The organism is Bradyrhizobium sp. ORS 375, from assembly GCF_000239775.1.
Taxonomy (GTDB): domain Bacteria; phylum Pseudomonadota; class Alphaproteobacteria; order Rhizobiales; family Xanthobacteraceae; genus Bradyrhizobium.
On sequence record NZ_CAFI01000175.1, the window covers coordinates 38,474 to 61,787 of the forward strand.

Below are 23,314 nucleotides of genomic sequence, written 5' to 3' on the forward strand. Positions count from 1 at the left end.
AAGACCGAAAGAGCTTCGGTGACCTTCAGCTATCAACGACGTTCACGAGGTTGCCCGCCGGATCACGAAAGAAGAACCGACGAAGTCCCCAGCTCTCCGAAACGGGGCCGTAAACCACTTCCGCACCGGCTGCTCGAACCGCGCGCTCGGTCGCGGCGAGATCGGTTACTCCGATGGAAATAACGGGTAGCTCCGTGCCACCGCCGCCCTCAGACGCGGTGTGCAGCTCGATTTTCTGGCTAGTGGCGTTGCTCAGGAAAGTGATCCAACCCATATCAAGTGGTGTATCGAGCTCGAAAACCTCCTGGTAAAATCTTGCCAACGCCATGGGATTACGAGTGGAGAGATTAGCGACGATTCTTGTCACGGCCATCTTCAGACTACTCCTTGCAATAGCGCCTCTGCACGTCGTTCTATCGAAGAATGGCAATCTGGCCTTGCGATAGCTGACGTCAGACCGAATTAAAGCCGACCTCATGACCTAGCTTCGATTTGGCAGCCAAGGGGCATTACCGGACTTAGTTTGCGGCGCCCTCTCTCATGCGAATAGTTTGCCGCGACGGCGCATGGTCGAGGGCGAGCGTCCATAGAGCTCGCCAAAGGCCGCGTTGAACCGGCGCACGCTGCCAAACCGGCCCGATCAGCAATCTGGACAAACGAATCATCTGTCTCGTCAATCAGGCGCTTCGCTCGCTGTACACGCCTGGTCTTTGCCACCTGTTGCGGGCTGGCCCCGACCTACCGCTTGAAAAAGACGCGCAAGGTGGCGCGAGCTGACCCCAAGCCGGTCGGCAAGGATAGCAACCGAGCTATCATCCAACGCTCCATCATCGATCATTTTTAAGGCGCGTGCGACGGTCGAGCGTGTTCCATTCCAGGCAGCACAGAATGGCGCGGTCTCCGGACCGCAGCGCAGGCAAGGCCGATAACCCGCAGCCGCTGTTGGGTGGCAGGTCGCGGTGCGGACCAACGGCTGCTTCACTGGCGAACTGGTCGGCAATAGATTCGCGTGGTCCTCACTGCCGTGAAGAAGCGGCCGTCATATCGTGGATCGCGCCGCAAGCGAGCGGTGTTGCATACCTCAAAGCTTAGCATGAATCATTGTACTCGCAGGCTCTAGGAATAGCCGTCAGATGATCAGGTCCGTTTCCGGCCAGCGATCTGAGCGCCTCCTTCTTATAGAGGAAGACCAAATCCGTTGAACACTTGGAGAAGCAAAATGAATATCACCAGTTCCAAAGATGTTGTCGTCAACGCCTGGAAGACGTTTAAATCGCGCGATGCAAAGTTGATCGCGGGCCTGCACATAAACACAATTTGCGTCGGATGCAGAATGGATCGCACCGGCCGAGATGGCCACTCAGACGAGGTGAGCTAGCGGCCAGCACGTCAGGCTTTCCGATTGGTCATTTCGCGGTGACCCGCGCTTATCGACGCTCGGATGACCAGGGGAAGTTCAGGTACTCATCGCGGGTGGAATAACAGATATTGCCGTACATTCTGAGGTATTCGTCTCGGCGTTTGCCATCGCGGTAAACCGAGGCGGGGTCGGCGAGGTCCGCTTCGTATTGTGCGATGTTCTGCGACGTAAGAGCCTTTGGTAGAATGTCCATTGCCTGAGGCACTGTCTTTCCTTCGAGCCAGTCTGCGGACTGCTGACCGAGCGCGTAGCCGAAGATGGGAGAGGCGAGACTTACGCTCGCTTTGTACGGACCACCGCGCTTGATCTCTTCAACTGCAGCCGGCTCCCCATCAATTCCCCCAAAGAACTGGTCATTGCGGTCTCTACCAGCCTGTCGCACAGCAGCCAGTGCGCCCAGGACGACGGTGTCGGCGCCAAGCACAACGTCGATATCCGGATTTGCAAGAAGAATTGTCTGCATCATTGACGCGCCTCCGGCTTCGTCCACCGTGAGCGGTGATATGTCTGCAACGATGACCGCACCCGGGACCGCTCTTAACGAGTCACGCATTGCGGTGAAGCGCGGGGCGAGGAATTGCAGGCTGTCGTGCGTTAACAGCACGACTTTCGCCTTTCCTTTGAGGCGCGTCGTGATGTAGCGCGCCGCCTCATCTCCCAGCACTTTCCCAGTAAGGTATTGCGGGGCATTGAGAATCGTGGTCGCGGGCGGCGGGACGACAGTTCCCACATAGGCACCAGACCAAATCGCCTGCTGAAGCACCGGTGCAAGCGCGAGAGGGTCGACGGGAGCTGCGATCAATGCTCCGACTCTTGCATCGACCAAGCTTCTTATCTGTTGCATCATCAGATCGGAATCATTGCGTGCTTGGGCCAGCCGATATTCGAGACCGCGATCCTGTGCGGCCAGCTGCAGTCCCCGCGCAACGCCCTGCATGAATTTCCGCTCATTATCCTGCGCGAACGCAATTATTTTCCCGAGGTCAGCGGGTGCAGGGCATCGCGGCTTGTTCGGGTCGTGCAACGGAAGAACGAACGGTTTTGTCAATCCAGGGCCACCCCCTTCGGCACGGAGGCTGGTTGCACCGCAAAGCAGAGCAAAGGTTAGAAGGACGTACCGCCAGATCCGCATCGTCAAGAGTCCAATGTTGCGGTGAACGAAAGCCGCGCAACTGTCCCGCTGCCCCTCACGATATATTCGACCTCGCCTCCGATTGAGCGCGCCATCGCATTGACGATGCGGGTACCAAGCCCGGTCCCCTTGGCCCGCCCGTCGTGTCGACCAACCCCGTCATCCTCGACTGAAAGTTCGGCCTTGCCGTCCAATAATCGTCGCAACAATACGCGCACCTCCCCAGGTTTGTCAGGATAGGCATATTTGAACGCGTTGGTGACCCATTCTGTGACGATCACCCCGATATTGATGCTGGAATCCGTCTTGAGCTTCAAGGGCTCAAGTTCGTAACGCAGTGAGGCAACGTGACCTTGCCCCCGCATCGACGTTTGGAAGTTGTCGAGCACGCTCGATAGATACTCCTGCAAATCGACGAACCGGGCATCACCGCCGCTGTAAAGGCGCTGATGTACCGACGCGACCGCCAGGATCCTGGCTTCCGTCTCCTTGAGCGCATCTCTCGAATGCTGATCGGTAATGAGGTTTGATTGCAACCGTACGAGGGAGGCGACGAGAGAGAGGCTGTTTGCAACCCGGTGATTGATCTCCGCTACCAGGAGTTCCGCGCGATCGCGTGCCTCCGTCAGTTGAGTGGTGCGTCTCGCTACTCGATCCTCAAGCGTGAGATTCAGCGCTGAAAGTTCGCTGCGGGCGCGGGCGACCTCCCAGGCGTATCGAAAGACCGTTGCGGTCGCTCCGCCGACCACTATGACGATGATCAGGCCCCCGACAATCGTCACCAGCCGCAGCATTGTAGCAGTCTGGCGCTGGTCGTTGAGCAGCGTTTCCAGCTGATCGTCGGCCTGGCGGATGATGCTGGACAAGAAAAGGTTGGCTTCATCCATCAGCGCCTTGCCGCGATTGCTGCGGAAGACCGCAATGGCCTGGCTGCCGTCCAGCCCCGATTTGAGCGCAATCGTCTTGTCCATCTCGGCAACCTTCTCAGAAACGATCTTGGATAGCCGTTCGACAATGACAGTGTTTTGCGGAGACGTCGGCAGGTGCCGCTTCAGATGTCCAAACTGGGTCAGCGCCTCGGCCTTCGCCGCGTCATACGGCGCGAGATAGATCTCGTTGCCCTCGACAAGGTATCCGCGCTGGCTGGACTCGGCGTTTTGCAGAGCGGTGCGCAAGCTCGCGGTGGTGGTGCGTACAGCCCGTGCACTGTTGCTTTCTGCAAGATAGATGTTGGCCTTTTCCGCCAGCCATGCCGTGGAACCCACGATGCCCAACAACGTCAGGAAGCCGATTGTAAGCAGGGCGATGCTCGAACCGATCACGAACCGACTGGAGATGGGCATCTTTGCCTGAAAGAATAACGCGGACGGATGATCTGGACGGGGTTCCAATCTAACACGGGTGAGGAGCTGGCCTAGTGATTTCTTGATTTCACAAGGTGCGACACTGGAACACGTGCATCGATTGCGCCATGCGGCAGGGCGCTCCGCGCGTGTGTGGAACCGAGCTTGCCACGACGTCGGTTCCGATCGCCGGGAAGATGATCCTATTGAAGGTCGCGCAGGCCAACAGGTCCTGCGCCAACGGCCTTGGCCAGCCTCGGCTGAGACCGAGCATGACGCGTGCGTCGATCCTAGTAAGGGATCAAGGGTGCCGATCCTCTGCCGGTCGAACAGCCTCATCTCACCTTTCGTTCGATCAGCCCGCAGCGCTTAAGCGCATCGATCAGGCCGTTGCTCTGTAGCACCGTTCCGTTCCTCGAGAATGGCACGTAGACCGCTTTGCGCCCGCTGGCATCGGTGGCCTCGATCACCTGAGGCATCGTGTCCGGATACTCGCCGCCTTGCTCAAGAGTCTCGATCTGGTAGCCGGCGAAACGCATATCCCGACCGTCCAAATAGGGATCTTGCGGTCGCTGCTCAGGCGGCATGGGACGCAAGTCGAGTGTGGCGCGCTCTTGGCGCTGCTGGCCGAGGGCAGGCCTCTCGCGATAGAGGGCATGACGCAGCTCTGCGACCGTCATCGACCCTTTCGTCTTCATCCGCGGATGGCGCGTCATCAAAGATCCTCCCGAAGCCCCTTGTAGAAGGAATGTCGGACTTTTCCCTCCGCTGATTTGGTTCGGTACTCGATTTCGGCCAGCAGCTCCGGCTCGACCCACACTCCGCGGTGCGCGATTCGCTTGGCGTAGGGTTGTGTCTTGCGGATCAGCGGCGTGAGGCGGGTGCGGAGCTCGTCGGCCGAGCTGCGATCGAAGCCGTGATCGACCTTGCCCGAGTACACCAGATCATCACCCATATAGCGACCGACATAGATGCCGTCCCATTCGTCGCCGTCGAGTGAGAAGCCTGCAATGGGCAGGGTCTCCCGTTGGGCGCAGGTCGTCTTGACCCAGTCATTGTTGCGGCCCGAAACGTAGCGGCTGCTCGCCACCTTGGACACGACACCTTCCAGGCCAACCTTGCACGCGTGGCTGAACATTTCGCGCCCATCTATCGCGAAGCTTTCGCTGTACTGAAGCCTGGTGCCGGCGATGAGCTTCCTGAGATGGGCCTTGCGCTCCGCCAGCGGCAAATGGCGCAGGTCGCGGCCATCGAGATAGAGCAGGTCGAACGCGATAAGCACGATCTTCTGGGAGCGTCCTTTGAGTTCATTTTGCAGAACAGAGAAATCCGTGGCGCCGTTTGCCTGTGGGACAACGACCTCGCCATCGATGATCGCCGAATGCATTTTGATCTCGCCCGCGTCATGGGCGATCTTGCGGAAGCGCTGCGTCCAGTCGTAACCGCGGCGGGTGAAAACCTTGACGCCGTTGCTCCTCAGATGGACTTGGACCCGATACCCGTCAAACTTGATCTCGTGGATCCATCGCGCTCCGCTCGGCACGCGGTCGACGGCACTGGCAAGCGCGGGCTCGATAAAGCGGGGATCGGATAATGTTGTGCCGACCGCAGTGCGTCGGCGACGCTGCAACGCCACGGAAGAACTCCACGCAAACAAGCGAATCGAGTCTTTCAGGCGGCTTTGGTTCCGGCAAAGGGCGGCGTGATTTTCGGATGTGCGTTGTCGTCCTGGAACAGCCCTGCCTGGTGTTTGATCAGGCCGCAGGCGGATCTTCCTTCGCCGTTCCGCGCGCGATGATCTTCAGAGCATGATCGGCCAATGGGCGTTGCAATGACTTGGCCTCGTCCCAGGGTGCCCGCAGCCAGACGTCCCGCTCTTCATGCGTGGTGAGAATGACCGGCATCGCCTTGGGGTGGATCGGAGCCACGACTGCGTTGGGGTCTGTCGTCAGGAAGCCGTAGACCAGATGAGGTCCGGGGATTGGCTTGGATTTCGTTCCGCGTTCGCCTTTGAACTCGGTCCAGATGCCGGCGAAGCTGGTCAACGGGCGATCATCGGACAATGCAAACCAGACCACATCCTTCTTCTTCGTCTCCGGGTTCGGCTCCGGCGCATATTCGGCGAAGCTGTTGAAGGGCACCAGGCATCGTTGCTCTGGCTTCAGCCAGCCGCGCCAGTGCGGCGACGAGGTGTTGCGGATGTTGGTCACGGGAGGCCCGCCAGTCCGCGGAGGTGGCGGCATTCCCCAGCGCATCATCACCATCTCGCGGTCTTCGCCGTTGCCGCGGACGACAGGTGCGGGGTAGTCCGGGAAGACACCGGCCATTGAGGGGAGGTTACCCTCGTAGCGGCGGACGATCCGAAACAGTGTCGCGATTGCCGCCTGGTTCGTCGTGATCGAATAGAGATTGCACATCAGTCACGTTGCCCGGGATCAAAGCTCTGCGGCGGCGGCATGTGGCTGGAACGGATATGCGCGACTGTCGTCGTCAGGTCGATCAGTGTGCCGCAGAAGCAGCGTGAGCGGCCCGATGGGGTCTGTGGCGGCAGGCGGCACCCGGCGTCCCACATCGCATATTTCCAGGCTGTGAAGGCGTGATGCTCGCGCCATTCATCGAAGTCCTCTGGTGAGCGGTTGGAGAAGAAGACGTGCCATGCCGCCTCGAATGCCCGACGCGCCTGTTCGTAGCTTTGGGCGCTGCCGGCCTGCTGCTCGCCCGGATGGCTGCCCGGATAGAAGCCACAGAACCATTGCCAGGCGGGCGAACCGGAAGGTCCTTCCGCACGCTTGGCAATCGTGCCGGCCTGGACATCTCCGAAAAAGATGCGCCAGGTCTCATTCGGTGATTGCAAATCGCGCCGGCGCGTGAGGGTCGTCATGACCCATTGATTCCAGTCCAGCGGCTGAAAGGAAAGCCGCTACGTCTGGGGTCGAGCGAAGTCTATGTGCTCAATCTGTGGCCGATGGCTCGGGAACCCGAACGCGGCCGCTTAGTCGTGAGATCGGCGGAGAGTTGGGCCGCGCAGCACGACGCAGTCCATCCGGCGGTGAACCAGCTTGGCGATCAGGTCGCTCGCGAGCATCTCAACGTCCTGCGGTTATTGGATACCGTTGGCGGGTCTCAGCGCGAGCATTCGATGGAGACTCAATCGCTTTTGGCCCCCTCGGCTGTAAGTTCTATGCTTGAGATGAAACACGAGACTGCTCACGCGCGCACAGGCCACAAGCCCAGGCGCGAGCGAGCGCTGCAGCAAAGCGCCTCGGAATAGGCGCAAGCGCTTCACGATGACGGCCAAGACGCGTCGAATTGTCTTCTCCAAACAGCTCCGGCTTGACGGCATTCAACTGAGAACATTGCGCTCTCCCGCGGGACGGGCGGAAGACGTTGGAAAGCGCTGTCGTGCTCGGATCTCGATAAGCACCGCGCGGCTTTCAGGTCGGCAAATCGTGTTTCGCTCAACAGGTAATGACAGAATGCCCGTTCCGCCGCTCAATCCCGCCGTTGCCGATGTCGCGCCGACCGATCCGGTTCTGACTCCCTACGACGAGGAACATGTCGTGACCTATCTGCGCCTCCTCGATGCAGCGTCCGAGGGCGCAAACTGGGAGGAAGTTGCCCGGCTGGTTCTACATATCGATCCGGATAAGGAGCCCGAGCAGGCCCGGCGTACCTTCGACAGCCATCTCGCGCGGGCGAAGTGGATGTCAGAGAAGGGTTATCATCAGCTGCTACGCAGACCGGATCGCTCGTAGCGGCTGCGCAATCTCTCTCTGCAAACATTGAAGCGGTGGCTCAGCTCGCCTCTGCTGCCAAGCCCAGCTCGAGCGGGGAGCCTTTTGGATGCTCCCACCATCGGGAACATCGATTGTCTCCTGATCGGCTGATGACGGTAGCAGACGGCTTTGATTGGGAACCACACGACGTCGCCCCCGGCCTGCGTCGCATGACCGTGCACGCTCTCGCTCACGGTTGATCCTGCCAGCGCCTGCGTACTCTCGATGAAGGGGCGGGCGCTGCTGGGCGATCTCCGTTCGAGACTTTGCAAAACTGCTGATGGCACGGCGCGCATCCAAGCTGGATGATGTGCGCCCTCGCTGCACGGTCCGCTGCGGGCTCTCGCCAGGTTGTGTCCGCCGCGCCAGATGAGCAGCGTTGCTGGCGCAGGGGGTGCCGAAAACGCGCGCCTCCATCTCCGGCATCCCCCTTCGCTGCCCTGCGCCTCCATCATGACCGTCGACGCGCCGAACCACTCGTGAGGGCGCACACCTGTCCCGGAGGATGCTCCATGCCCGATCAGACAGCCGGTCCGCCGCCGCGCTTTCTTCGTACACCCGAGGCTGCGCGCTATCTCGGTCTGTCCGGCCGCACGCTGGAGAAGCACCGCACATACGGCACCGGTCCCCTCTATCGCAAGATCGGAGGCCGCGTCGTTTATGCGCTCGACGATCTGAAAGCGTGGGCCGATCGCGGCACCAAGACGTCAACGGCGGATCCCGGGCAGGGCACCGTTCTGCCCGCCAAGCGGCATCCGGGTCTCATTCCCTATGCAGGACAGGAGCGTCGCGCGTCGCGAGCGCGGCGGGCATGATCGTGCGAGGTTTGCGCAAATCCGAGCGCGATCAGCTCGATCTGTTTCGCGCTCTGCCCGGCGATCTGGCGCCGCGCGACGCGCAGGATCTGATGGCCTATCCGTTCTTCTCGCTTGCCAAGAGCAGGCGCGTCGCGCCGATCGACTTTCGCGCAGGGTCGGTCGCCATTCGGGTCGAGGCTGTCCCCGAACATGGCATGGCGACGATCTGGGATGCGGATGTTCTGATCTGGGCGGCGTCACAGATTGTCGAGGCGCGCGACGCCGGACTGAAGACGTCGCGGCTGATGGCCGCCACCCCGTATGAGATCCTGACCTTTGTCGGGCGCGGCACCGGCGTGCGTGACTACGACCGTCTGAAGGCGGGACTCGATCGGTTGCAGTCGACGACCGTGCTCACCTCGATCCGTCAGCCGGCCGAGCGGCGGCGGCACCGTTTCTCCTGGATCAACGAGTGGAAGGAGACGGCGGATGCCCATGGCAGGCCGTCGGGATTGCAGCTGATCCTGCCGGACTGGTTCTATTCGGGCGTCATCGATGACGCGCTCGTGCTGACGATTGACCCGGCCTATTTCGCGCTGACGGGCGGTCTGGAGCGCTGGCTGTATCGTCTGGTGCGCAAGCATGGCGGCAATCAGAATGGCGGCTGGAGCTTCGATCTCGGCTACCTCCACGCCAAGTCCGGCAGCCTCTCGCCGCTGAAGCATTTTGCCTACGACCTGCGCGAGATCGTGCGCCTCCAGCGTTTGCCGGGCTATCAGCTCGTCCTGAGCCGCGATCCAAACGGCACCGAACGGCTGAACTTCGTAGCAGCGGTGACTGACCCGGTCGCAAGGCGTTTCGCCAGGCATCGTTCCTCGGGCGCGGCGGGGGACAAGCTGTGAATTGTCTCGTGCTATCGGGGACCGGAGGACTCGTGCCATCGAGGACCGGATCATCGTGCCATCGGGGACCGAAATCGGGCTTAAGCCTTTGGTCCGGCGCGCCCTTCCGCCCGTCTAACTTACCTAACCGCAAAATCCTTCGGATTTTGTCTAACGGGCTTGCGCTTTCGGGCGCCGGTGCACGCTGGTGTCTCCTGTTGCCAAGGGCGAAGGCCGCTCGAGATGCCACGGCCGTTCTCATTGCCGGCCCGCAGCGCCGTCCAGATGTCATCAACCTCAGAGTTTGCGCATGAGCGAGCTGACGCGCGTCCAATTGCTATGGCTGCAGGGTAAGATCGAAAACCGCATACGTTTTGGTCGAACCGTGCAGGAGCTCCGTCTCGACCATTATCGCCGTGAGGTCGCGTTCAAGCCGGGTAGCGTCTTTGCTTTCGTGCGCTGGTCGTCGAACGGTTTCGGCACGGTGCTGTCGCGCATCAGCATTCTGCAGGCCGTTGGGCCCGGCGAGGCGTGTGCGACCGTGCCCTTCGTCGCTCCAGGGGCAGCGATCCTGCTGCAGGTGTTTGGTTGGCCAAAGGTCGAGCGGGTGCTGCAGCAGATCGACGCGGTCGAGGCTCTCGGCATCGATCCGGCGGATGTCGCCCCGGATCATTGGTGGCACGTTCAGAACCGCATGGCTGCCGGCCAAGCGCCGCGTCCCTACACCCATCTGCGCCATCGGGCCTGGCTGCATCGAAGGACGATCATGCCATGATGCGAAGGCTTGTCGTTGCCGTCGCGATGCTTGCCGCGCTTTGGCTCGCGACGGCGATCGGGCGACCAGGGCCGCGCCCGCTGCTCATCTGGAACGTCTCCGGCAGTGTTCCGGTGGGCCTCTATCTGGTTCGGCCGGTCCGGCAATGGGTCACCAACGAAATCGTCGTTGTCATGCCCCAAGACGAGTTGGCCGGATGGCTTGCGGACAACGGCTACCTGCCCAGGGGCGTGCCGATGCTCAAACACATTCTCGCTCTTCCCGGCCAAGCCGTTTGTCGGCGCGAGCATGTCATCCTGATCGATGAGATCGAAGTCGGTCTCGCGCAGGACAACGACAGGCAGGGCCGGCCGCTGCCGGATTGGCGCGGCTGCCGCATCATCGGCGCTGACGAGCTCTTTCTGATGAACAGGCAATCGGACAGCTCGCTGGATGGACGCTATTTCGGTCCGACGGCGATGTCGGACGTCATCGGGCGTGCGATTCCCGTGTGGACGAGGGAGCCTTGATGATGCACCCGTTCTGCGCACGATCTGCGAAGGTCACGTCGACTCTGATGAACAGCCGATGCGACCGGAAACGATGGTCATCGAGATCGGCGCGAGAAGCGTCTACCGACAGAGCCGGCCGAAGCGGAAATCTTCGTGACGTTGTTACGAGGTTCGAGGCGCCCGCCTCGAGGATGATTGTCCGCCACAGTCGTTACGGCCTTTGCTTCACCACTGTTTCCGGCAGGCCAGCGCGGGGCGAAAGACCAAGGGCCGTGGCGAAGGGCCAAAGCCGGCCGCAAGCTGCCGACCGTCGATCGCAAGATAAAAGCGGCTCGCCTGTTGATCGGCAAGCCATTGACATGGCTCGCGTTCAACCGTGCCGTCCGGTCGGAGCGCGTGCCGCCTTCATGGTCTTCATCAGCAGAATCAATGTTTTTCCCGGCACCAGGATCTCGGTTCGTGTTGCAAGGCGCCGCGCATGAGCACCAGCGAGCGCGAATTCCGCATCCGCCCGGGACGCATCCGGCAGGCGCGTGAGAAGAAGGGCGGCAGCTTCATCAACCGCGTCCTGCGCGCGGCGAACGCCGCGGGGCACGTCGCGCTGCCCTCGGTGGTCGACCGACGCCGGCCGGCTCGCGCCCATTCAGGCTTCGGACGCGGCCGCCTGAGCTTCAGTCGCGAGCGCCTGTTTGCCCCAGCCCGCCGCGTCACGGTGAAGGCCCGTATCGCAAGGCACAAGGGCCGGGCGTTTCGGTCAGCGCCGCTGGCGATGCACCTGAGCTATCTCAAGCGGGAGGGGGTCACCCGCGACGGCGAGCCGGCCAAAATGTTCGATGCGCGAGGCGATCGTGCCGATGAGGCTGCCTTCGCGGCGCGGAGCAGCGAGGATCGGCATCATTTCCGGTTCATCGTCTCGCCGGAGGATGCAGCCGACATGGTGGACCTCAGAGCGTTCACACGCGATCTGATGCGGCAGATGGAAGCTGATCTGTTGACGCGCCTCGAATGGCTCGCGGTTGATCATTGGAATACGGACCATCCGCACGTTCATGTGCTCGTCCGCGGGGTCGACGAGACCGGCGCTGATCTCGTCATTGCCCGCGATTACATCGCCCGTGGGCTGCGCTCTCGGGCCGAGGAGCTGGTGGCGCTCGAGCTCGGTCCGAAGCCTGAGCACGACATCCGCAATGCGTTCCAACGAGAGATCACGGCGGATCGCTGGACACGGCTCGATCGTGAAATCCGCATGGCCTGCGACGAGGTGGGCGCCGTCGACCTCCGTCAGCAGGAGACGGGCCGTCCGGATCCAGAGATCCTGGGCCTGATGCGAGGCCGCCTGCAATATCTCGAGCGCCTGGGACTGGCCGCGGCGGCCGGACCCAATACGTGGATGGTGGAGCTTGGCGCAGAGCGACAGCTCCGCGAGCTCGGCACGCGTGAGGACATCATCCGGACGATGCATCAGGCGTTCGCTCAAGATGGCCGGGAGCGGAGCGCCGCGGACTACGTCATCGGGGGTGTCGACAGTTCATCACCGATCATGGGGCGGCTGGTCGACCGCGGGCTCCACGACGAGCTGACCGGTGAGGCCTATGCGGTGATCGATGGCATCGATGGCCGCGCCCACCACGTCCGCCTGCGCGGGATCGAGGCCTTTGCGCAGGCGCCTCCGCCTGGCGGCATCGTCGAGATCAGGCGCTTCGGCGCTCCGGACGAGCCGCGGCCGACCCTGGTCCTGGCGACGCGCTCGGACCTTGCCCTGGCCGATCAGATCACGGCCGAGGGGGCAACCTGGCTCGATCATCGGCTGGTCGAGCGTGAACCGGTCCCGCTTGCCCTCGGTGGATTTGGCGCGGAGGTCAGGAGCGCGCTGCGTAGCCGCGCCGAGCATCTCGCTGATCAGGGACTGGCGCAGCGGCATGGCCAGCAGATCGTCCCGCAACGGGACCTTCTCAAGACGCTGCGCGGGCGGGAGCTTGCCTCAATCGGGGCTCGACTGTCGGCGATCAGCGGCTCGCCGCAGCTGAAGGTCGAACCCGGCCAGCAGATTGCCGGCATCTATCGCGAGCGGCTTGTCCTCGCCTCCGGCCGATTTGCCATGATCGACAATGGTCTCGGCTTCTATCTCGTCCCGTGGTCGCGCGACATCGATGACAAGCTCGGACAGAAGGTCACGGGCCTTGCCAGGGCCACGAGCATTGACTGGCAGCTTGGTCGCAAGCGCGACCTTGGTCTTTAGCACTGCAAGGACACCACATGCCTGCGACCCGAATCCAATGGGCACAATTGCTCACCGTCTTGCTGATCACCCTGCTCGCGATCTGGAGCGCGACCGAATGGACCTCGTGGCGGCTCGCCTTCCAGCCGCGCTTGGGGACGCCATGGTTCGTGCTGGCCGGCTGGCCCGTCTACCTCCCGCCGGCGTTTTTCTGGTGGTGGTTCATCTATGATGCCTATGCGCCCTCTGTCTTCGCCGAAGGCGCGGCGATTGCGGTTAGTGGCAGTCTCGCGTCCATCGCGGTTGCGATCGGCATGTCGCTCTGGCGGTCGCGGGAGGCGGCAGCCGCTGCAACCTACGGATCCGCGCGCTGGGCCGAGCTGGGCGAGGTGCGCAAGGCGGGTCTGCTCGGCGAGGATGGCGTGGTCCTGGGACGGTTGGGACCGCGCTACCTGCGTCATGACGGGCCGGAGCATGTGCTCTGTTTTGCGCCGACGCGGTCCGGGAAGGGTGTCGGTCTCGTGGTGCCGTCTCTTCTCACCTGGCCCGGATCGGCGATCGTTCACGACATCAAGGGCGAGAACTGGCAGCTCACGGCAGGATTCCGCGCGCGGCACGGCCGTGTGCTGTTGTTCGACCCGACCAACCCGGATGCCTCGGCCTACAACCCACTGCTTGAGGTCAGGCGAGGGCCGTCCGAGGTGCGCGACGTCCAGAATGTCGCCGACGTGCTGGTGGATCCCGAAGGATCTCTCGACAAGCGCAACCATTGGGAAAAGACCAGCCATTCGCTTCTGGTGGGGGCCATTCTGCACGTCCTGTATGCCGAGCCCGACAAGACCCTGGCTGGTGTTGCCGCGTTCCTTTCCGACCCCCGGCGGTCGATCGAGGTGACGCTGATGGCCATGATGGCAACGCCTCATCTGGGCGCGGGTCCGCACCCGGTGGTGGCATCGACCGCGCGCGAGCTTCTGAACAAGTCGGAGAATGAGCGCTCGGGCGTGCTTTCAACGGCGATGTCGTTCCTCGGCCTTTACCGGGATCCGGTGGTGGCCGCGGTCACCGGCAGATGCGATTGGCGGATTGCCGATCTGGTTGCAGGGGAGGAGCCCGCGACGCTGTATCTCGTCGTGCCACCGTCCGACATCTCACGCACCAAGCCGCTCATTCGTCTGGTTCTGAACCAGATCGGCCGCCGTTTGACCGAGGATCTCAAGGCGAAGCAGAGCCGCCATCGCGTGCTGATGATGCTCGACGAGTTCCCGGCGCTGGGCAGGCTCGACTTCTTCGAATCTGCGCTCGCCTTCATGGCGGGCTACGGCATCAAGAGCGTCCTGATCGCGCAGTCGCTCAATCAGATCGAGAAGGCCTATGGGTCAAACAACGCCATTCTGGACAATTGCCATGTCCGCGTCAGCTTCGCGACCAATGACGAGCGAACCGCCAAGCGCATCTCGGACGCGCTCGGCACCGCCACCGAAATGCGGGCGGTGAAGAACTACGCCGGGCATCGCCTGGCGCCATGGCTGGGTCACCTCATGGTGTCGCGCCAGGAAACGCCGCGTCCGCTGCTGACGCCGGGCGAGGTGATGCAGTTGCCGGCGGCGGATGAGATCGTAATGGTCGCCGGCGCCCCACCGATCCGCGCCAGGAAGGTGCGCTATTTCGAGGATAAGCGACTGATGTCGCGCGTTCTGCCGCCGCCGGACGTCGCCCGGAGCAGCGCGTTTTCAGGTGCGGATGACTGGTCATCGCTTGCGCCGCTCACGCCCGTGATCGCCGGACCTCAGGTGACGGTGCCGGCTGATGCACGTGACGAGCAGGCCAATGGCGGCGTGCGGCGCGAGCCCGAGCTGCCGCAGTTCGAAGCGATCGCCAGCGAAACGGCAGGCCGGCACGCGGCGGACGAGTTTTCTGTCGTGTTCGACGACGATGTCCGGATGCCGCAGCAAGGCCGCTCACGCGATGCGAGTCTCTCGGGGATCGCGCGTCAGGCTGCGCTCGACCCTGGTGATGAGATGGGCTTGTGAGGACAGCCCGATGCGGAATCGAATGAATGTCTACTTCCCGCCGGAGCTGCTACGGCAGGTCGCCGAGCTTGCCGATCGCAGGAGGCTTTCGCGCTCGGCGATCGTCGAGGCGGCCGTTCAGTCGTTCCTGTCGCCCGATGCGGCTGATCGGCGCGAGGCGGCGCTGACGCGCCGGCTCGACAGGCTCTCGCGGCAGCTGCAACGGCTTGAGCGCGATGTCGGCATCATCGCCGAGACGCATGCGCTATTCGTTCGCTTCTGGCTGACCGTGACGCCGCCGCTGCCGTCCGAGGCACAGGCCGCAGCGCAGATCAAGGGACGAGAGCGGTTCGAAGGATTTGTCGAGGCGCTCGGCCGGCGGCTGCAGAAGGGGCAGAGTTTCCTGCGTGAAATCCCGGAGGATCTCGTCAGACCCCCATCGAGCGAGCCCGGCTCCTGAAACGGGTGAGGCCTCGCATCTACGCCAGAGTTTCTTTTTCCACGCGGCACCTCGCGAGTCGGGAGTTCGCGCGTGCCAGGCCCACGGAAGCTGACCTAATCGACGGACCCAGATGAGGTCCGAACGATGAAGAAAAAAGTCACGTTGCAGCTGTCGAACGACGTTCTCGCCCGCCTTGCGGCCGCCGCCGAGGAAAGGTGCGTGAACCGAGCGATGGTTGTCGAAAAAGCGCTCGAACGGTTTCTGGTCCATCCGCCGGATGGAGCACTGCCGGCGCAAGATCGCCTGCAAGGCCTGGAGCAGCAGCTGCAAGCCATTCAGCGCGACATCGAGGTCCTCAATGAGACGGTCGCCCTGCATGCACGTTACCATCTGGCGGTGACGTCGCTGGCTGATCAGGAGAGCGCGGGCGCGGTCGTCGGTGACGATGGTGATTTCGACCAGCTGAAGCGGATCAGCGCGATCCAGCAGCTGCAGCGTGACATGTCGGAAAGACAGCGAGAGACGCGACCGGATGGCGCTGCGCGAGCCAGTCAAGTGAGCCAGCCAATGGCAGCTCAACATCGCCGCGCCGGACCTTCGGTCGCCGAGGTGTCCTGGGGCGTGCCTGCCGCCGGGGAGGGCGGCGAGGATCCCTTTCGCTTGCCGCCGCACCCGAGCCGTTGAGCGATCTCGCCATCGCGCTGATCAGGGCAGCTCGTTGCCGGCCTACGCCTTCGGCCGGAACAGCATTGAGGCCGGAAGCCGGGCCCATGGCGAGATCACGGGCTGGCAGCTCGCGGCCCTGGTGTTTCTGCCCTTCGCCATGGGCTATTTCCTGTCCTATCTGTTTCGCACCATCAACGGCCTCGTCTCTGCCAGTCTTGCCTCGGAGCTCGGATTGAACGCGGCCGATCTCGGCCTGATCACGGCGGCCTATTTCCCGGTCCTTGCGGCGGCCCAGATCCCGGTCGGCATGATGCTCGACCGCTATGGGCCGCGAAGGGTTCAGAGCGCGCTTCTCGTGGTCGCGGCCTTGGGCGCGGAAGCGTTCGCAAGGTCGTCGGGGCCGCTGTCTCTGCTGCTCTCGCGCGCCTTGATCGGGCTTGGGGTCGCTGCGGCGCTGACCGCGGGCCTGAAAGCCATCGTTCTATGGTTTCCGCGCGAGCGGGTGGCGATGGTCAACGGATACATGGTCATGCTCGGAGCGCTTGGCGCCGTCAGCGCAACGCTCCCTGCGGAAGCGATCCTGGTCAAGACCGGATGGCGCGGCCTGTTTGACATCCTGGCAATCGCAACCGGGTGCGCTGCGATCCTGATCTATTGCCTGGTGCCCGAACGCGAACATCAGGGCCTGCCCGCGTCGGAGGCGGGCGGCTTGCGGAGCATTCTTCGCGATGTGCGGTTCTGGAGGGTCGCGCCGTTGTCCGGAGCCTGCATCGGATCGGCGTGGTCACTTCAGGGCTTATGGGCATCCGCCTGGTTGGCCGATGTAGAGGGCATGACACGACCCCAGGTCGTGACGGCGCTTTGTGTGACCGCTCTCATGCTCAGCCTTGGGGCGTGGATGCTCGGCAAGCTCGCCAATTGGACGCGGCGCAAGGGCGTTGGTCCAGAGCGCTTGCTGGCGTTGATCTCAGTGATCTCGATGGCGGCTCAGCTGGCGCTGGTGTGGCGGCTGCCATTGCCGGCGATTGCGCCATGGCTGATCATCGCGATCGTCGGTGCCGCGACCGTGCTCAGCTTCGCGATCATCTCGGACTATTTTCCGAAGGAATTGGCCGGCCGCGCCAACGGCGCGCTGAACGTGGTGCATTTCGGCTGGGGGTTTCTCGCCCAATACGGGATCGGTGTGTTGCTCGCCCAATGGCCGCAAGCCAACGGTCACTATCCGGTCGTCGCCTATCAGGTTGCTTTCGGAGTGAACCTCGCGCTGCAGGCCGCAGCATTGATCTGGTTCGCCGCTCCACGAGAGCAGCGAGCGGGATCGCCAGACCGTCAGGCGAGCAGCGAAAACGAGAGTGTCGGGGCAGATCTCGTCGCAACGTCAGCCGAACGTTTGGCGATGTCGCAAGCGCCGCTCAACCAAGCCAGGTGGTGACCACCTCCCAGGCGTCTTCAGAGACTCATGTCCGGAAGCGCCGCGCAGTGATCTGTTTGTTCGCTCCGGCTGGCCGAGTCGTGTGGCATCTGCGCTTTCCTTCGCCAGGCTACGCTTGAGGCAAGGCTGGTCTTGTCCCTGCACGAGCTCTGCATCTTTGATCATGCCGAGCGACGTTGAGTCAATCGCGCTTCAATGATCGGAGACAAACGTGAACGGCCTCGTCCAGACACAGCAGATCGCTCGTGGCGCCCGCATGCTGCGGACGGCGTTGGGACCTGCCATCGCGCGTCACCTCGACGACCGATCGGTTTTGGAGATCATGCTCAATCCAGATGGCAGACTCTGGGTCGATCGGCTCGCATCGGGCCTGGCCGATACCGGTGAGAGACTCGCAGCCGGAGACGGCGAGCGCGTCGTCCGGCTGGTCGCGCACCATGTCGGCGTCGAAGTCCACGCGGCCTCGCCGCGCGTGTCGGCAGAGCTGCCAGCGACGGGGGAACGGTTCGAGGGCCTGCTGCCGCCGCTCGTTGCGGCTCCGACATTCGCGATTCGCAAGCCAGCGATCGCGGTCTTCACGCTCGATGACTATGTGGCTTCTGGAATTGCGACCGCGGATCAGGCGGACGCCTTGCGGCAGGCGGTCGCGGACCGCTGCAACATTCTGGTGGCGGGGGGCACCTCGACTGGCAAGACCACGCTGGTCAACGCCTTGCTCGCTGAAGTGGCCAGCACCGGTGATCGCGTCGTGCTGATCGAGGATACGCTCGAGCTGCAATGCTCGGCGCCCAATCTCGTGACGCTTCGCACCAAGCATGGGGTCGCATCGCTGTCGGATCTGGTGCGCGCCGCGCTTCGGCTGCGACCCGACCGCATTCCGATCGGCGAGGTTCGCGGACCGGAGGCGCTGGATCTCGTCAAGGCCTGGGGCACCGGCCATCCCGGCGGCATCGGCACCATTCACGCTGGCTCCGCGCTCGGCACCCTTCGCCGGCTGGAGCAGCTGATTCAGGAAGCTGTCGTCAGCGTCCCCAAGGCTCTGATTGCCGAGACGATCAGCGTGATCGCCGTCCTCGCCGGGCGCGGCTCGCAGCGGCGGATCAGCGAGCTCGTGCGCGTCGAGGGGCTCTCACCTTCCGGTGACTACATGCTCGTTCACATGGGAGATCACCGATGAAGGCGCGGCTGGCTAGATGGCCTGTTGTGAGTTCAATCGCTACAGCCGCGGTGCTCATGATGGTGGCCCCCGTCCATGCGGCGGGATCGAACATGCCGTGGGAACAGCCCCTCAACAAGATCCTGCTTTCGGTTGAGGGGCCGGTGGCCAAGATCATCGCCGTGATCATCATCATCACCACCGGGCTGTCACTGGGGTTCGGAGAGACCTCGGGTGGCTTTCGGCGGCTGATCCAGATCGTCTTCGGACTCTCCATCGCTTTCGCCGCGTCGAGCTTCTTTCTGTCGTTCTTCTCCTTCGGCGGCGGGGTGCTGTTCTGATGAGTGATGAGATCAAGGGCTTCAGCGCGCCAGTGCATCGCTCCCTGACCGAGCCCATTCTGATCGGGGGCGCTCCGCGATCGGTTGCGATCATCAATGGCACCCTGTCGGCGGCGCTCGGCCTCGGCCTGCGGCTCTGGTTCTTCGGTCTGCTGCTCTGGTTCGTCGGCCATATGGTCGCGGTGTGGGCGACACGGCGTGACGCAGCCTTTGTCGAGGTCGTCCGCCGACACCTTCGCATTCCCAATCATCTCAGCCAGTGAGGCTCCCATGTTCAATTTGGCCGAGTACCGCCGCACCAACGTCAAGCTCGCGGACTTCCTGCCCTGGGCGGCGCTGGTCGACGAGGGCGTTGTCCTTAACAAGGACGGCTCGCTGCAGCGGACGGCGCGCTTTCGCGGGCCTGACCTCGAGAGCTCGGTCCCGTCCGAGCTCGTTGCGGTCGCGTCCCGTCTCAACAATGCCTTGCGGCGCCTGGGATCGGGCTGGGCGATCTTCGTCGAGGCGCAGCGGCATTCAGCCGGATCCTACCCGGCTTGCGTGTTTCCGGATGCCGCGTCGGCGCTGGTGGATGCCGAGCGCAAGGCGCAGTTCGAGGAGCAGGCGGCGCACTACGAGTCGACCTATTATCTGACGTTTCTGTTCCTGCCGCCGCGAGAAGACGTCGCCCGTTCCGAACGCGTGCTCTACGAAGGTGCGCCGCAGCCGGACCGCGCCCGCGGCCGGGAGATCCTGCGAAGCTTCGTCGACCGCACCGACCGCATCCTGCAGCTTGTCGGTGGCTTCATGCCGGAATGCGGCTGGCTCGGCGACGAGGCCGTGCTGAGCTACCTGCATTCGACCGTGTCGACCAGGCGCCAGCGGGTTCGGGTCCCTGAAATCCCGATGCATCTCGATGGCTTGCTCGCAGACCAGCCGCTGACCTGTGGCCTCGCGCCGATGCTGGGGGCGGTGCATCTGCGCGTGCTCACCATCATCGGCTTTCCCTCCGCAACCACGCCCGGACTGTTGGACGAGCTGAACGGTCTCGCATTCGCCTACCGCTGGTCAACGCGCGCCATCATGCTCGACAAGCAGGATGCCGTGAAGCTCGTGACCCGCATCCGCCGGCAGTGGTTCGCCAAGCGCAAATCTCTGGCGGCGATCCTCAAGGAGGTCGTGACCAACGAGGCAGCTCACCTCGTCGACAGCGACGCCCACAACAAGGCTGTCGACGCCGATGCAGCGCTGCAGGATCTCGGCTCGGATGACATCGGCCAGGCCTATGTCACGGCGACGGTCACGGTGTGGGATGCTGATCCGGCGAGGGCCGACGAGAAGCTGCGCCTGGTCGAGAAGGTGATCCAGGGGCGTGATTTCACCTGCATGGCGGAAACGGTGAATGCCGTGGAGGCCTGGCTCGGCAGCCTTCCAGGACACGTCTATGCCAATGTCCGGCAGCCGCCGCTGTCGACGCTCAATTTGGCCCATCTGGTCCCGCTGTCGGCGGTGTGGGCGGGCGAAGTGCGTGACCACCATTTGAGGGCGCCGGTGCTGCTGTTCGGCCGCACCGACGGCGCAACGCCGTTCCGGTTCTCACTTCACGTCGGCGATGTCGGTCACACGCTGGTGGTCGGACCGACCGGAGCCGGCAAATCGGTGCTGCTGGCGCTGATGGCCCTGCAGTTCCGCCGCTATCCGAATGCGCAGATCTTTGCATTCGATTTCGGCGGCTCGCTGCGGGCGGCGGCACTTGCCATGGAAGGCGACTGGCGCGATCTCGGTGGAGCGTTGTCGACCGATGACGAGACCTCGCTGGCGCTGCAGCCGCTGTCGGACATTGGAGACATCATGGAGCGCGCCTGGGCCGCCGACTGGATCGCGGCTCTGCTGGCGCGTGAGAAGATCGTGGTGACCCCGGACGCCAAGGAGCATCTCTGGTCGGCGCTGACCTCGCTGGCCTCGGCGCCTGCGGCCGAGCGCACCCTGACCGGCCTGTCGGTGCTGTTGCAGTCGAACAGCCTGAAGCGTGCTCTCAAGCCGTACTGCCTGGATGGCGCGCACGGACGACTGCTGGATGCCGATCATGAGGTCGCGGGTGACCGATCGGTCCAGGTGTTCGAAACCGAGGGGCTCATCGGGACCGCTGCCGCGCCTGCCGTCCTCGCTTATCTGTTCCACCAGATTGCGCGGAGGCTCGACGGCCGCCCGACACTTCTGATCATCGACGAGGGGTGGCTGGCGCTGGACGATGCCGATTTCGCGGGCCAGCTGAAGGAGTGGCTGAAGACGCTGCGCAAAAAGAACGCCTCCGTCGTCTTCGCGACGCAGTCGCTCTCCGATATCGGCGGCTCGCCGATTGCTCCCGCGATCATTGAGAGCTGTCCGACGCGCATCCTGTTGCCTAATGAGCGCGCGCTCGAGCCGCAGATCATGGGCATTTATCGCCGCTTCGGCCTCAATGATCGCCAGATCGAGCTCGTCAGCCGTGCGGTCCCGAAGCGCGACTATTATTGCCAGTCGCGCCGGGGCAATCGGATGTTCGAGCTCGGCCTCGGCGAGGTCGCTCTCGCCTTTGCCGCGGCGTCGTCCAAGGCCGATCAAATCGCCATTTCGGACGTGTTCAAGGCTGCCGGCAGGCCTGGTTTTGCTGCAGCCTGGTTGCGGCACCAACATCTTGGCTGGGCAGCTGACCTCATCCCGCGTCTCGAGAATCTGGAGACGCGCCGGTGACCCGTAGCGGGCCGTGGGCGGCATCGTTGGCGTTGCTGGCCCTGCTCTGTGCGGGGCCGGTGCGGGCCCAGCTCGTGGTCTTTGATCCCAACAACTATGCCCAGAACGTGCTGACCGCTGCGCGCGAGCTGCAGCAGATCAACAATCAGGTATTGGCCTTGCAGAACCAGGCTCAGATGCTGATCAATCAGTCGCGCAATCTCGCCAGGCTGCCCTATTCATCACTGGTGCAGCTGCAGCAATCGGTTCAGCGGACTCAGGATCTGCTCAAGCAGGCCCAAGGCCTGGCCTATGACGTGCAGCAGATCGATCAGGCGTTCAAAACGAACTACGCACCGGCCGCCACTGGTGCCAGCGCCACGGACCTCGTCGACAATGCACGCGCACGCTGGCAGACGTCCGTGGCCGCGCTGCAGGATGCGCTCAAGCTGCAGGCAGGGGTGGTCGGCAATCTCGACACCATCAAGAGCCAGTCCGCTGCACTGATTGCTGCGAGCCAAAGCGCCGACGGCGCCCTGGCTGTCACGCAGGCCGGCAATCAGATCCTGGCCATGCAGGCGCAACAGCTCGCCGATCTGACAGCCGTCATGGCTGCCCAGGGACGGGCGCAGAGCCTCTCGATGGCAGAGCGCGCGGCGGCCCAGGATCAGGCACGCGAACAGCTCCGCCGCTTCCTGACCTTCGGCCAGGCGGACCGGTCCTCCAACGTGCGGATGTTTCACTGATGATGGGGGCGGGCGTTCGAGACCAAACGGAGGAGGAGACGGCCCGATGACGGGAACGGGGATCATCGATCAATTCCTGGAGACCTTTACCCGGACGATCGACAGCGGCTTCGGTCTGGTGGGGGGTGAGGTCGGATATCTGGCAACGACGCTGGTGGCGATAGACGTCACGCTGGCCGCCCTGTTCTGGGCCTTCGGTGGCGAGGACGACGTCGTTGCCCGCCTCGTGAAAAAGACGCTGTTTGTCGGCGTGTTCGCCTATCTGATCGGCAATTGGAACAGCCTCGCCCGCGTGGTCTTCGAAAGCTTCGCAGCCCTCGGCCTGAAAGCGTCAGGCTCTGCGCTATCGGTGGCGGATTTCCTGCGTCCCGGCCGGATCGCGCAAGTCGGTCTCGATACCGGGCGGCCGCTCCTCCAGGCGATCTCGGGCCTTCTCGGCTATGTGAGCTTCTTCGAGAACTTCCTGCAGATTGTGATCCTGTTGTTCGCGTGGCTGGTTGTGCTGCTCGCGTTCTTCATTCTGGCTATCCAACTGTTCGTCACCCTGATCGAGTTCAAGCTCACGACACTTGCTGGATTTGTGCTGATCCCGTTCGGTCTGTTCGGCAAGACCGCCTTCGCAGCCGAACGTGTGCTTGGCAACGTCATCTCCTCCGGTGTGAAGGTTCTGCTGCTCGCCCTGATCTCAGGGACCGGCTCCACCCTGTTCGGGCAGTTGACCCAGGTCTCAGACGGCGATCCTCCAACCGTTGAGAGCGCCATGGCCCTGGTCCTGGCGTCGCTGTCGCTGCTCGGCCTTGGGCTGTTCGGGCCCGGGATCGCCAATGGTCTTGTTGGTGGCGGACCGCAGCTTGGAGCAGGAAGCGCGGTCGGGGCGTCACTTGCAGCCGGCGGTCTCGTCGTCGCCGGCGCAGGCATGGCTGCCGGCGGAGCCGGGCTCGCCGCCGGCGCGATCTCTGGTTCGAGCCGCGCTGCGGCGCCGCTCGGAGCGGTCGCCT

General features: G+C 63.3%; 23 protein-coding genes and 1 pseudogene. 16 read left to right on the forward strand and 8 right to left on the reverse strand.

Annotated elements, in window-relative coordinates; translation table 11 throughout:
- Window positions 1-25: 25 nt before the first annotated feature.
- From BRAO375_RS15030 to BRAO375_RS15070, 8 genes and pseudogenes are all read right to left on the reverse strand, one after another.
- Window positions 26-373 (reverse strand): VOC family protein, encoded by a 348-nt coding sequence (locus BRAO375_RS15030; protein WP_035640410.1) that lies wholly within the window; start codon window positions 371-373, stop codon window positions 26-28.
- A 165-nt stretch (window positions 374-538) separates the two neighbouring features.
- Window positions 539-1,095 (reverse strand): annotated as a pseudogene (locus BRAO375_RS36335) (helix-turn-helix domain-containing protein).
- A 332-nt stretch (window positions 1,096-1,427) separates the two neighbouring features.
- The gene (locus tag BRAO375_RS15035; RefSeq protein ID WP_009028320.1) at window positions 1,428-2,357 is read right to left on the reverse strand and encodes a sugar ABC transporter substrate-binding protein; all 930 of its coding nucleotides are present in this window, start codon (window positions 2,355-2,357) and stop codon (window positions 1,428-1,430) included.
- 197 nt (window positions 2,358-2,554) lie between these two features.
- Complete coding sequence (locus BRAO375_RS35690) at window positions 2,555-3,895, reverse strand: CHASE3 domain-containing protein (RefSeq protein ID WP_009028321.1); 1,341 nt, start codon at window positions 3,893-3,895, stop codon at window positions 2,555-2,557.
- 335 nt (window positions 3,896-4,230) lie between these two features.
- The gene (locus BRAO375_RS15055; RefSeq protein WP_009028322.1) at window positions 4,231-4,611 is read right to left on the reverse strand and encodes a hypothetical protein; all 381 of its coding nucleotides are present in this window, start codon (window positions 4,609-4,611) and stop codon (window positions 4,231-4,233) included.
- A complete protein-coding gene (gene ligD / locus BRAO375_RS15060) occupies window positions 4,611-5,531 on the reverse strand; it encodes a non-homologous end-joining DNA ligase (protein WP_009028323.1) in 921 nt (306 codons plus the stop codon). The genes BRAO375_RS15055 and ligD overlap by 1 nt, the downstream gene beginning before the upstream one ends.
- 118 nt (window positions 5,532-5,649) lie before the next feature.
- Window positions 5,650-6,312, reverse strand: coding sequence for an SOS response-associated peptidase (locus tag BRAO375_RS15065; protein WP_009028324.1), 663 nt, complete (start codon window positions 6,310-6,312; stop codon window positions 5,650-5,652).
- Entirely contained in the window at window positions 6,312-6,776 is a 465-nt protein-coding gene (locus tag BRAO375_RS15070; protein ID WP_009028325.1) for a hypothetical protein, read from the reverse strand. Before BRAO375_RS15070 ends, BRAO375_RS15065 begins: the two co-directional genes overlap by 1 nt.
- 595 nt (window positions 6,777-7,371) lie before the next feature.
- Between BRAO375_RS15070 and BRAO375_RS15080 the strand changes: the two genes are divergently transcribed.
- The 16 genes from BRAO375_RS15080 to trbL all read left to right on the forward strand — a co-directional run.
- Window positions 7,372-7,650, forward strand: a complete 279-nt coding sequence (locus BRAO375_RS15080; protein WP_009028327.1) for a DNA -binding domain-containing protein — start codon at window positions 7,372-7,374, stop codon at window positions 7,648-7,650.
- A gap of 533 nt (window positions 7,651-8,183) precedes the next feature.
- Window positions 8,184-8,486, forward strand: coding sequence for a helix-turn-helix transcriptional regulator (locus tag BRAO375_RS15085; protein WP_009028328.1), 303 nt, complete (start codon window positions 8,184-8,186; stop codon window positions 8,484-8,486).
- Window positions 8,483-9,370: a replication initiator protein A gene (locus BRAO375_RS15090; protein ID WP_009028329.1), complete on the forward strand. Its 888-nt coding sequence runs from the start codon at window positions 8,483-8,485 to the stop codon at window positions 9,368-9,370. The genes BRAO375_RS15085 and BRAO375_RS15090 overlap by 4 nt, the downstream gene beginning before the upstream one ends.
- 289 nt (window positions 9,371-9,659) lie before the next feature.
- On the forward strand, window positions 9,660-10,124 hold the full coding sequence (locus BRAO375_RS15095) for a DUF2840 domain-containing protein (RefSeq protein WP_009028330.1): 465 nt from the start codon (window positions 9,660-9,662) through the stop codon (window positions 10,122-10,124).
- Window positions 10,121-10,633 carry a S26 family signal peptidase gene (locus BRAO375_RS15100; protein WP_009028331.1) on the forward strand — a complete coding sequence of 171 codons (513 nt, stop codon included), beginning with the start codon at window positions 10,121-10,123 and terminating at the stop codon, window positions 10,631-10,633. The genes BRAO375_RS15095 and BRAO375_RS15100 overlap by 4 nt, the downstream gene beginning before the upstream one ends.
- Before the next feature lie 460 nt (window positions 10,634-11,093).
- Window positions 11,094-12,854 (forward strand): relaxase/mobilization nuclease domain-containing protein, encoded by a 1,761-nt coding sequence (locus BRAO375_RS15105; protein WP_009028332.1) that lies wholly within the window; start codon window positions 11,094-11,096, stop codon window positions 12,852-12,854.
- A gap of 17 nt (window positions 12,855-12,871) precedes the next feature.
- Window positions 12,872-14,863: a conjugal transfer protein TraG gene (locus BRAO375_RS15110; protein ID WP_009028333.1), complete on the forward strand. Its 1,992-nt coding sequence runs from the start codon at window positions 12,872-12,874 to the stop codon at window positions 14,861-14,863.
- A gap of 10 nt (window positions 14,864-14,873) precedes the next feature.
- The gene (locus tag BRAO375_RS15115; RefSeq protein WP_035640422.1) at window positions 14,874-15,302 is read left to right on the forward strand and encodes a ribbon-helix-helix domain-containing protein; all 429 of its coding nucleotides are present in this window, start codon (window positions 14,874-14,876) and stop codon (window positions 15,300-15,302) included.
- Between the two features lie 126 nt (window positions 15,303-15,428).
- On the forward strand, window positions 15,429-15,968 hold the full coding sequence (locus tag BRAO375_RS15120) for a hypothetical protein (protein ID WP_009028335.1): 540 nt from the start codon (window positions 15,429-15,431) through the stop codon (window positions 15,966-15,968).
- Window positions 15,969-16,002: 34 nt separating this feature from the next.
- Window positions 16,003-17,382: an MFS transporter gene (locus BRAO375_RS15125; protein WP_009028336.1), complete on the forward strand. Its 1,380-nt coding sequence runs from the start codon at window positions 16,003-16,005 to the stop codon at window positions 17,380-17,382.
- Window positions 17,383-17,593: 211 nt separating this feature from the next.
- Complete coding sequence (gene trbB, locus BRAO375_RS15130) at window positions 17,594-18,559, forward strand: P-type conjugative transfer ATPase TrbB (RefSeq protein WP_009028337.1); 966 nt, start codon at window positions 17,594-17,596, stop codon at window positions 18,557-18,559.
- Window positions 18,556-18,879, forward strand: coding sequence for a TrbC/VirB2 family type IV secretion system protein (locus BRAO375_RS15135; RefSeq protein ID WP_009028338.1), 324 nt, complete (start codon window positions 18,556-18,558; stop codon window positions 18,877-18,879). Before trbB ends, BRAO375_RS15135 begins: the two co-directional genes overlap by 4 nt.
- Complete coding sequence (locus BRAO375_RS15140; protein ID WP_009028339.1) at window positions 18,879-19,142, forward strand: VirB3 family type IV secretion system protein; 264 nt, start codon at window positions 18,879-18,881, stop codon at window positions 19,140-19,142. Before BRAO375_RS15135 ends, BRAO375_RS15140 begins: the two co-directional genes overlap by 1 nt.
- A gap of 7 nt (window positions 19,143-19,149) precedes the next feature.
- Window positions 19,150-21,591 (forward strand): conjugal transfer protein TrbE, encoded by a 2,442-nt coding sequence (trbE, locus tag BRAO375_RS15145; RefSeq protein ID WP_009028340.1) that lies wholly within the window; start codon window positions 19,150-19,152, stop codon window positions 21,589-21,591.
- Window positions 21,588-22,316 carry a P-type conjugative transfer protein TrbJ gene (gene trbJ, locus BRAO375_RS15150; RefSeq protein ID WP_009028341.1) on the forward strand — a complete coding sequence of 243 codons (729 nt, stop codon included), beginning with the start codon at window positions 21,588-21,590 and terminating at the stop codon, window positions 22,314-22,316. The genes trbE and trbJ overlap by 4 nt, the downstream gene beginning before the upstream one ends.
- Window positions 22,317-22,362: 46 nt before the next feature.
- A partial coding sequence (gene trbL / locus BRAO375_RS15155; protein WP_035640425.1) for a P-type conjugative transfer protein TrbL occupies window positions 22,363-23,314 on the forward strand: 952 nt, incomplete at its 3' end.

Bases quoted from the DNA above. Each gene is read 5' to 3' on its own strand.
- BRAO375_RS15135 (WP_009028338.1), top strand. From the start codon at position 18,556: ATGAAGGCGCGGCTGGCTAGATGGCCTGTTGTGAGTTCAATCGCTACA.
- BRAO375_RS15085 (WP_009028328.1), top strand. From the start codon at position 8,184: ATGCCCGATCAGACAGCCGGTCCGCCGCCGCGCTTTCTTCGTACACCC.
- BRAO375_RS15090 (WP_009028329.1), top strand. From the start codon at position 8,483: ATGATCGTGCGAGGTTTGCGCAAATCCGAGCGCGATCAGCTCGATCTG.
- BRAO375_RS15070 (WP_009028325.1), bottom strand. From the start codon at position 6,776: ATGACGACCCTCACGCGCCGGCGCGATTTGCAATCACCGAATGAGACC.
- BRAO375_RS15080 (WP_009028327.1), top strand. From the start codon at position 7,372: ATGCCCGTTCCGCCGCTCAATCCCGCCGTTGCCGATGTCGCGCCGACC.
- BRAO375_RS15035 (WP_009028320.1), bottom strand. From the start codon at position 2,357: ATGCAGGGCGTTGCGCGGGGACTGCAGCTGGCCGCACAGGATCGCGGT.
- trbE (WP_009028340.1), top strand. From the start codon at position 19,150: ATGTTCAATTTGGCCGAGTACCGCCGCACCAACGTCAAGCTCGCGGAC.
- BRAO375_RS15110 (WP_009028333.1), top strand. From the start codon at position 12,872: ATGCCTGCGACCCGAATCCAATGGGCACAATTGCTCACCGTCTTGCTG.
- BRAO375_RS15030 (WP_035640410.1), bottom strand. From the start codon at position 373: ATGGCCGTGACAAGAATCGTCGCTAATCTCTCCACTCGTAATCCCATG.
- BRAO375_RS15055 (WP_009028322.1), bottom strand. From the start codon at position 4,611: ATGACGCGCCATCCGCGGATGAAGACGAAAGGGTCGATGACGGTCGCA.
- BRAO375_RS15120 (WP_009028335.1), top strand. From the start codon at position 15,429: ATGAAGAAAAAAGTCACGTTGCAGCTGTCGAACGACGTTCTCGCCCGC.
- BRAO375_RS15105 (WP_009028332.1), top strand. From the start codon at position 11,094: ATGAGCACCAGCGAGCGCGAATTCCGCATCCGCCCGGGACGCATCCGG.
- BRAO375_RS35690 (WP_009028321.1), bottom strand. From the start codon at position 3,895: ATGCCCATCTCCAGTCGGTTCGTGATCGGTTCGAGCATCGCCCTGCTT.
- BRAO375_RS15100 (WP_009028331.1), top strand. From the start codon at position 10,121: ATGATGCGAAGGCTTGTCGTTGCCGTCGCGATGCTTGCCGCGCTTTGG.
- BRAO375_RS15140 (WP_009028339.1), top strand. From the start codon at position 18,879: ATGAGTGATGAGATCAAGGGCTTCAGCGCGCCAGTGCATCGCTCCCTG.
- BRAO375_RS15095 (WP_009028330.1), top strand. From the start codon at position 9,660: ATGAGCGAGCTGACGCGCGTCCAATTGCTATGGCTGCAGGGTAAGATC.
- BRAO375_RS15115 (WP_035640422.1), top strand. From the start codon at position 14,874: ATGCGGAATCGAATGAATGTCTACTTCCCGCCGGAGCTGCTACGGCAG.
- BRAO375_RS15065 (WP_009028324.1), bottom strand. From the start codon at position 6,312: ATGTGCAATCTCTATTCGATCACGACGAACCAGGCGGCAATCGCGACA.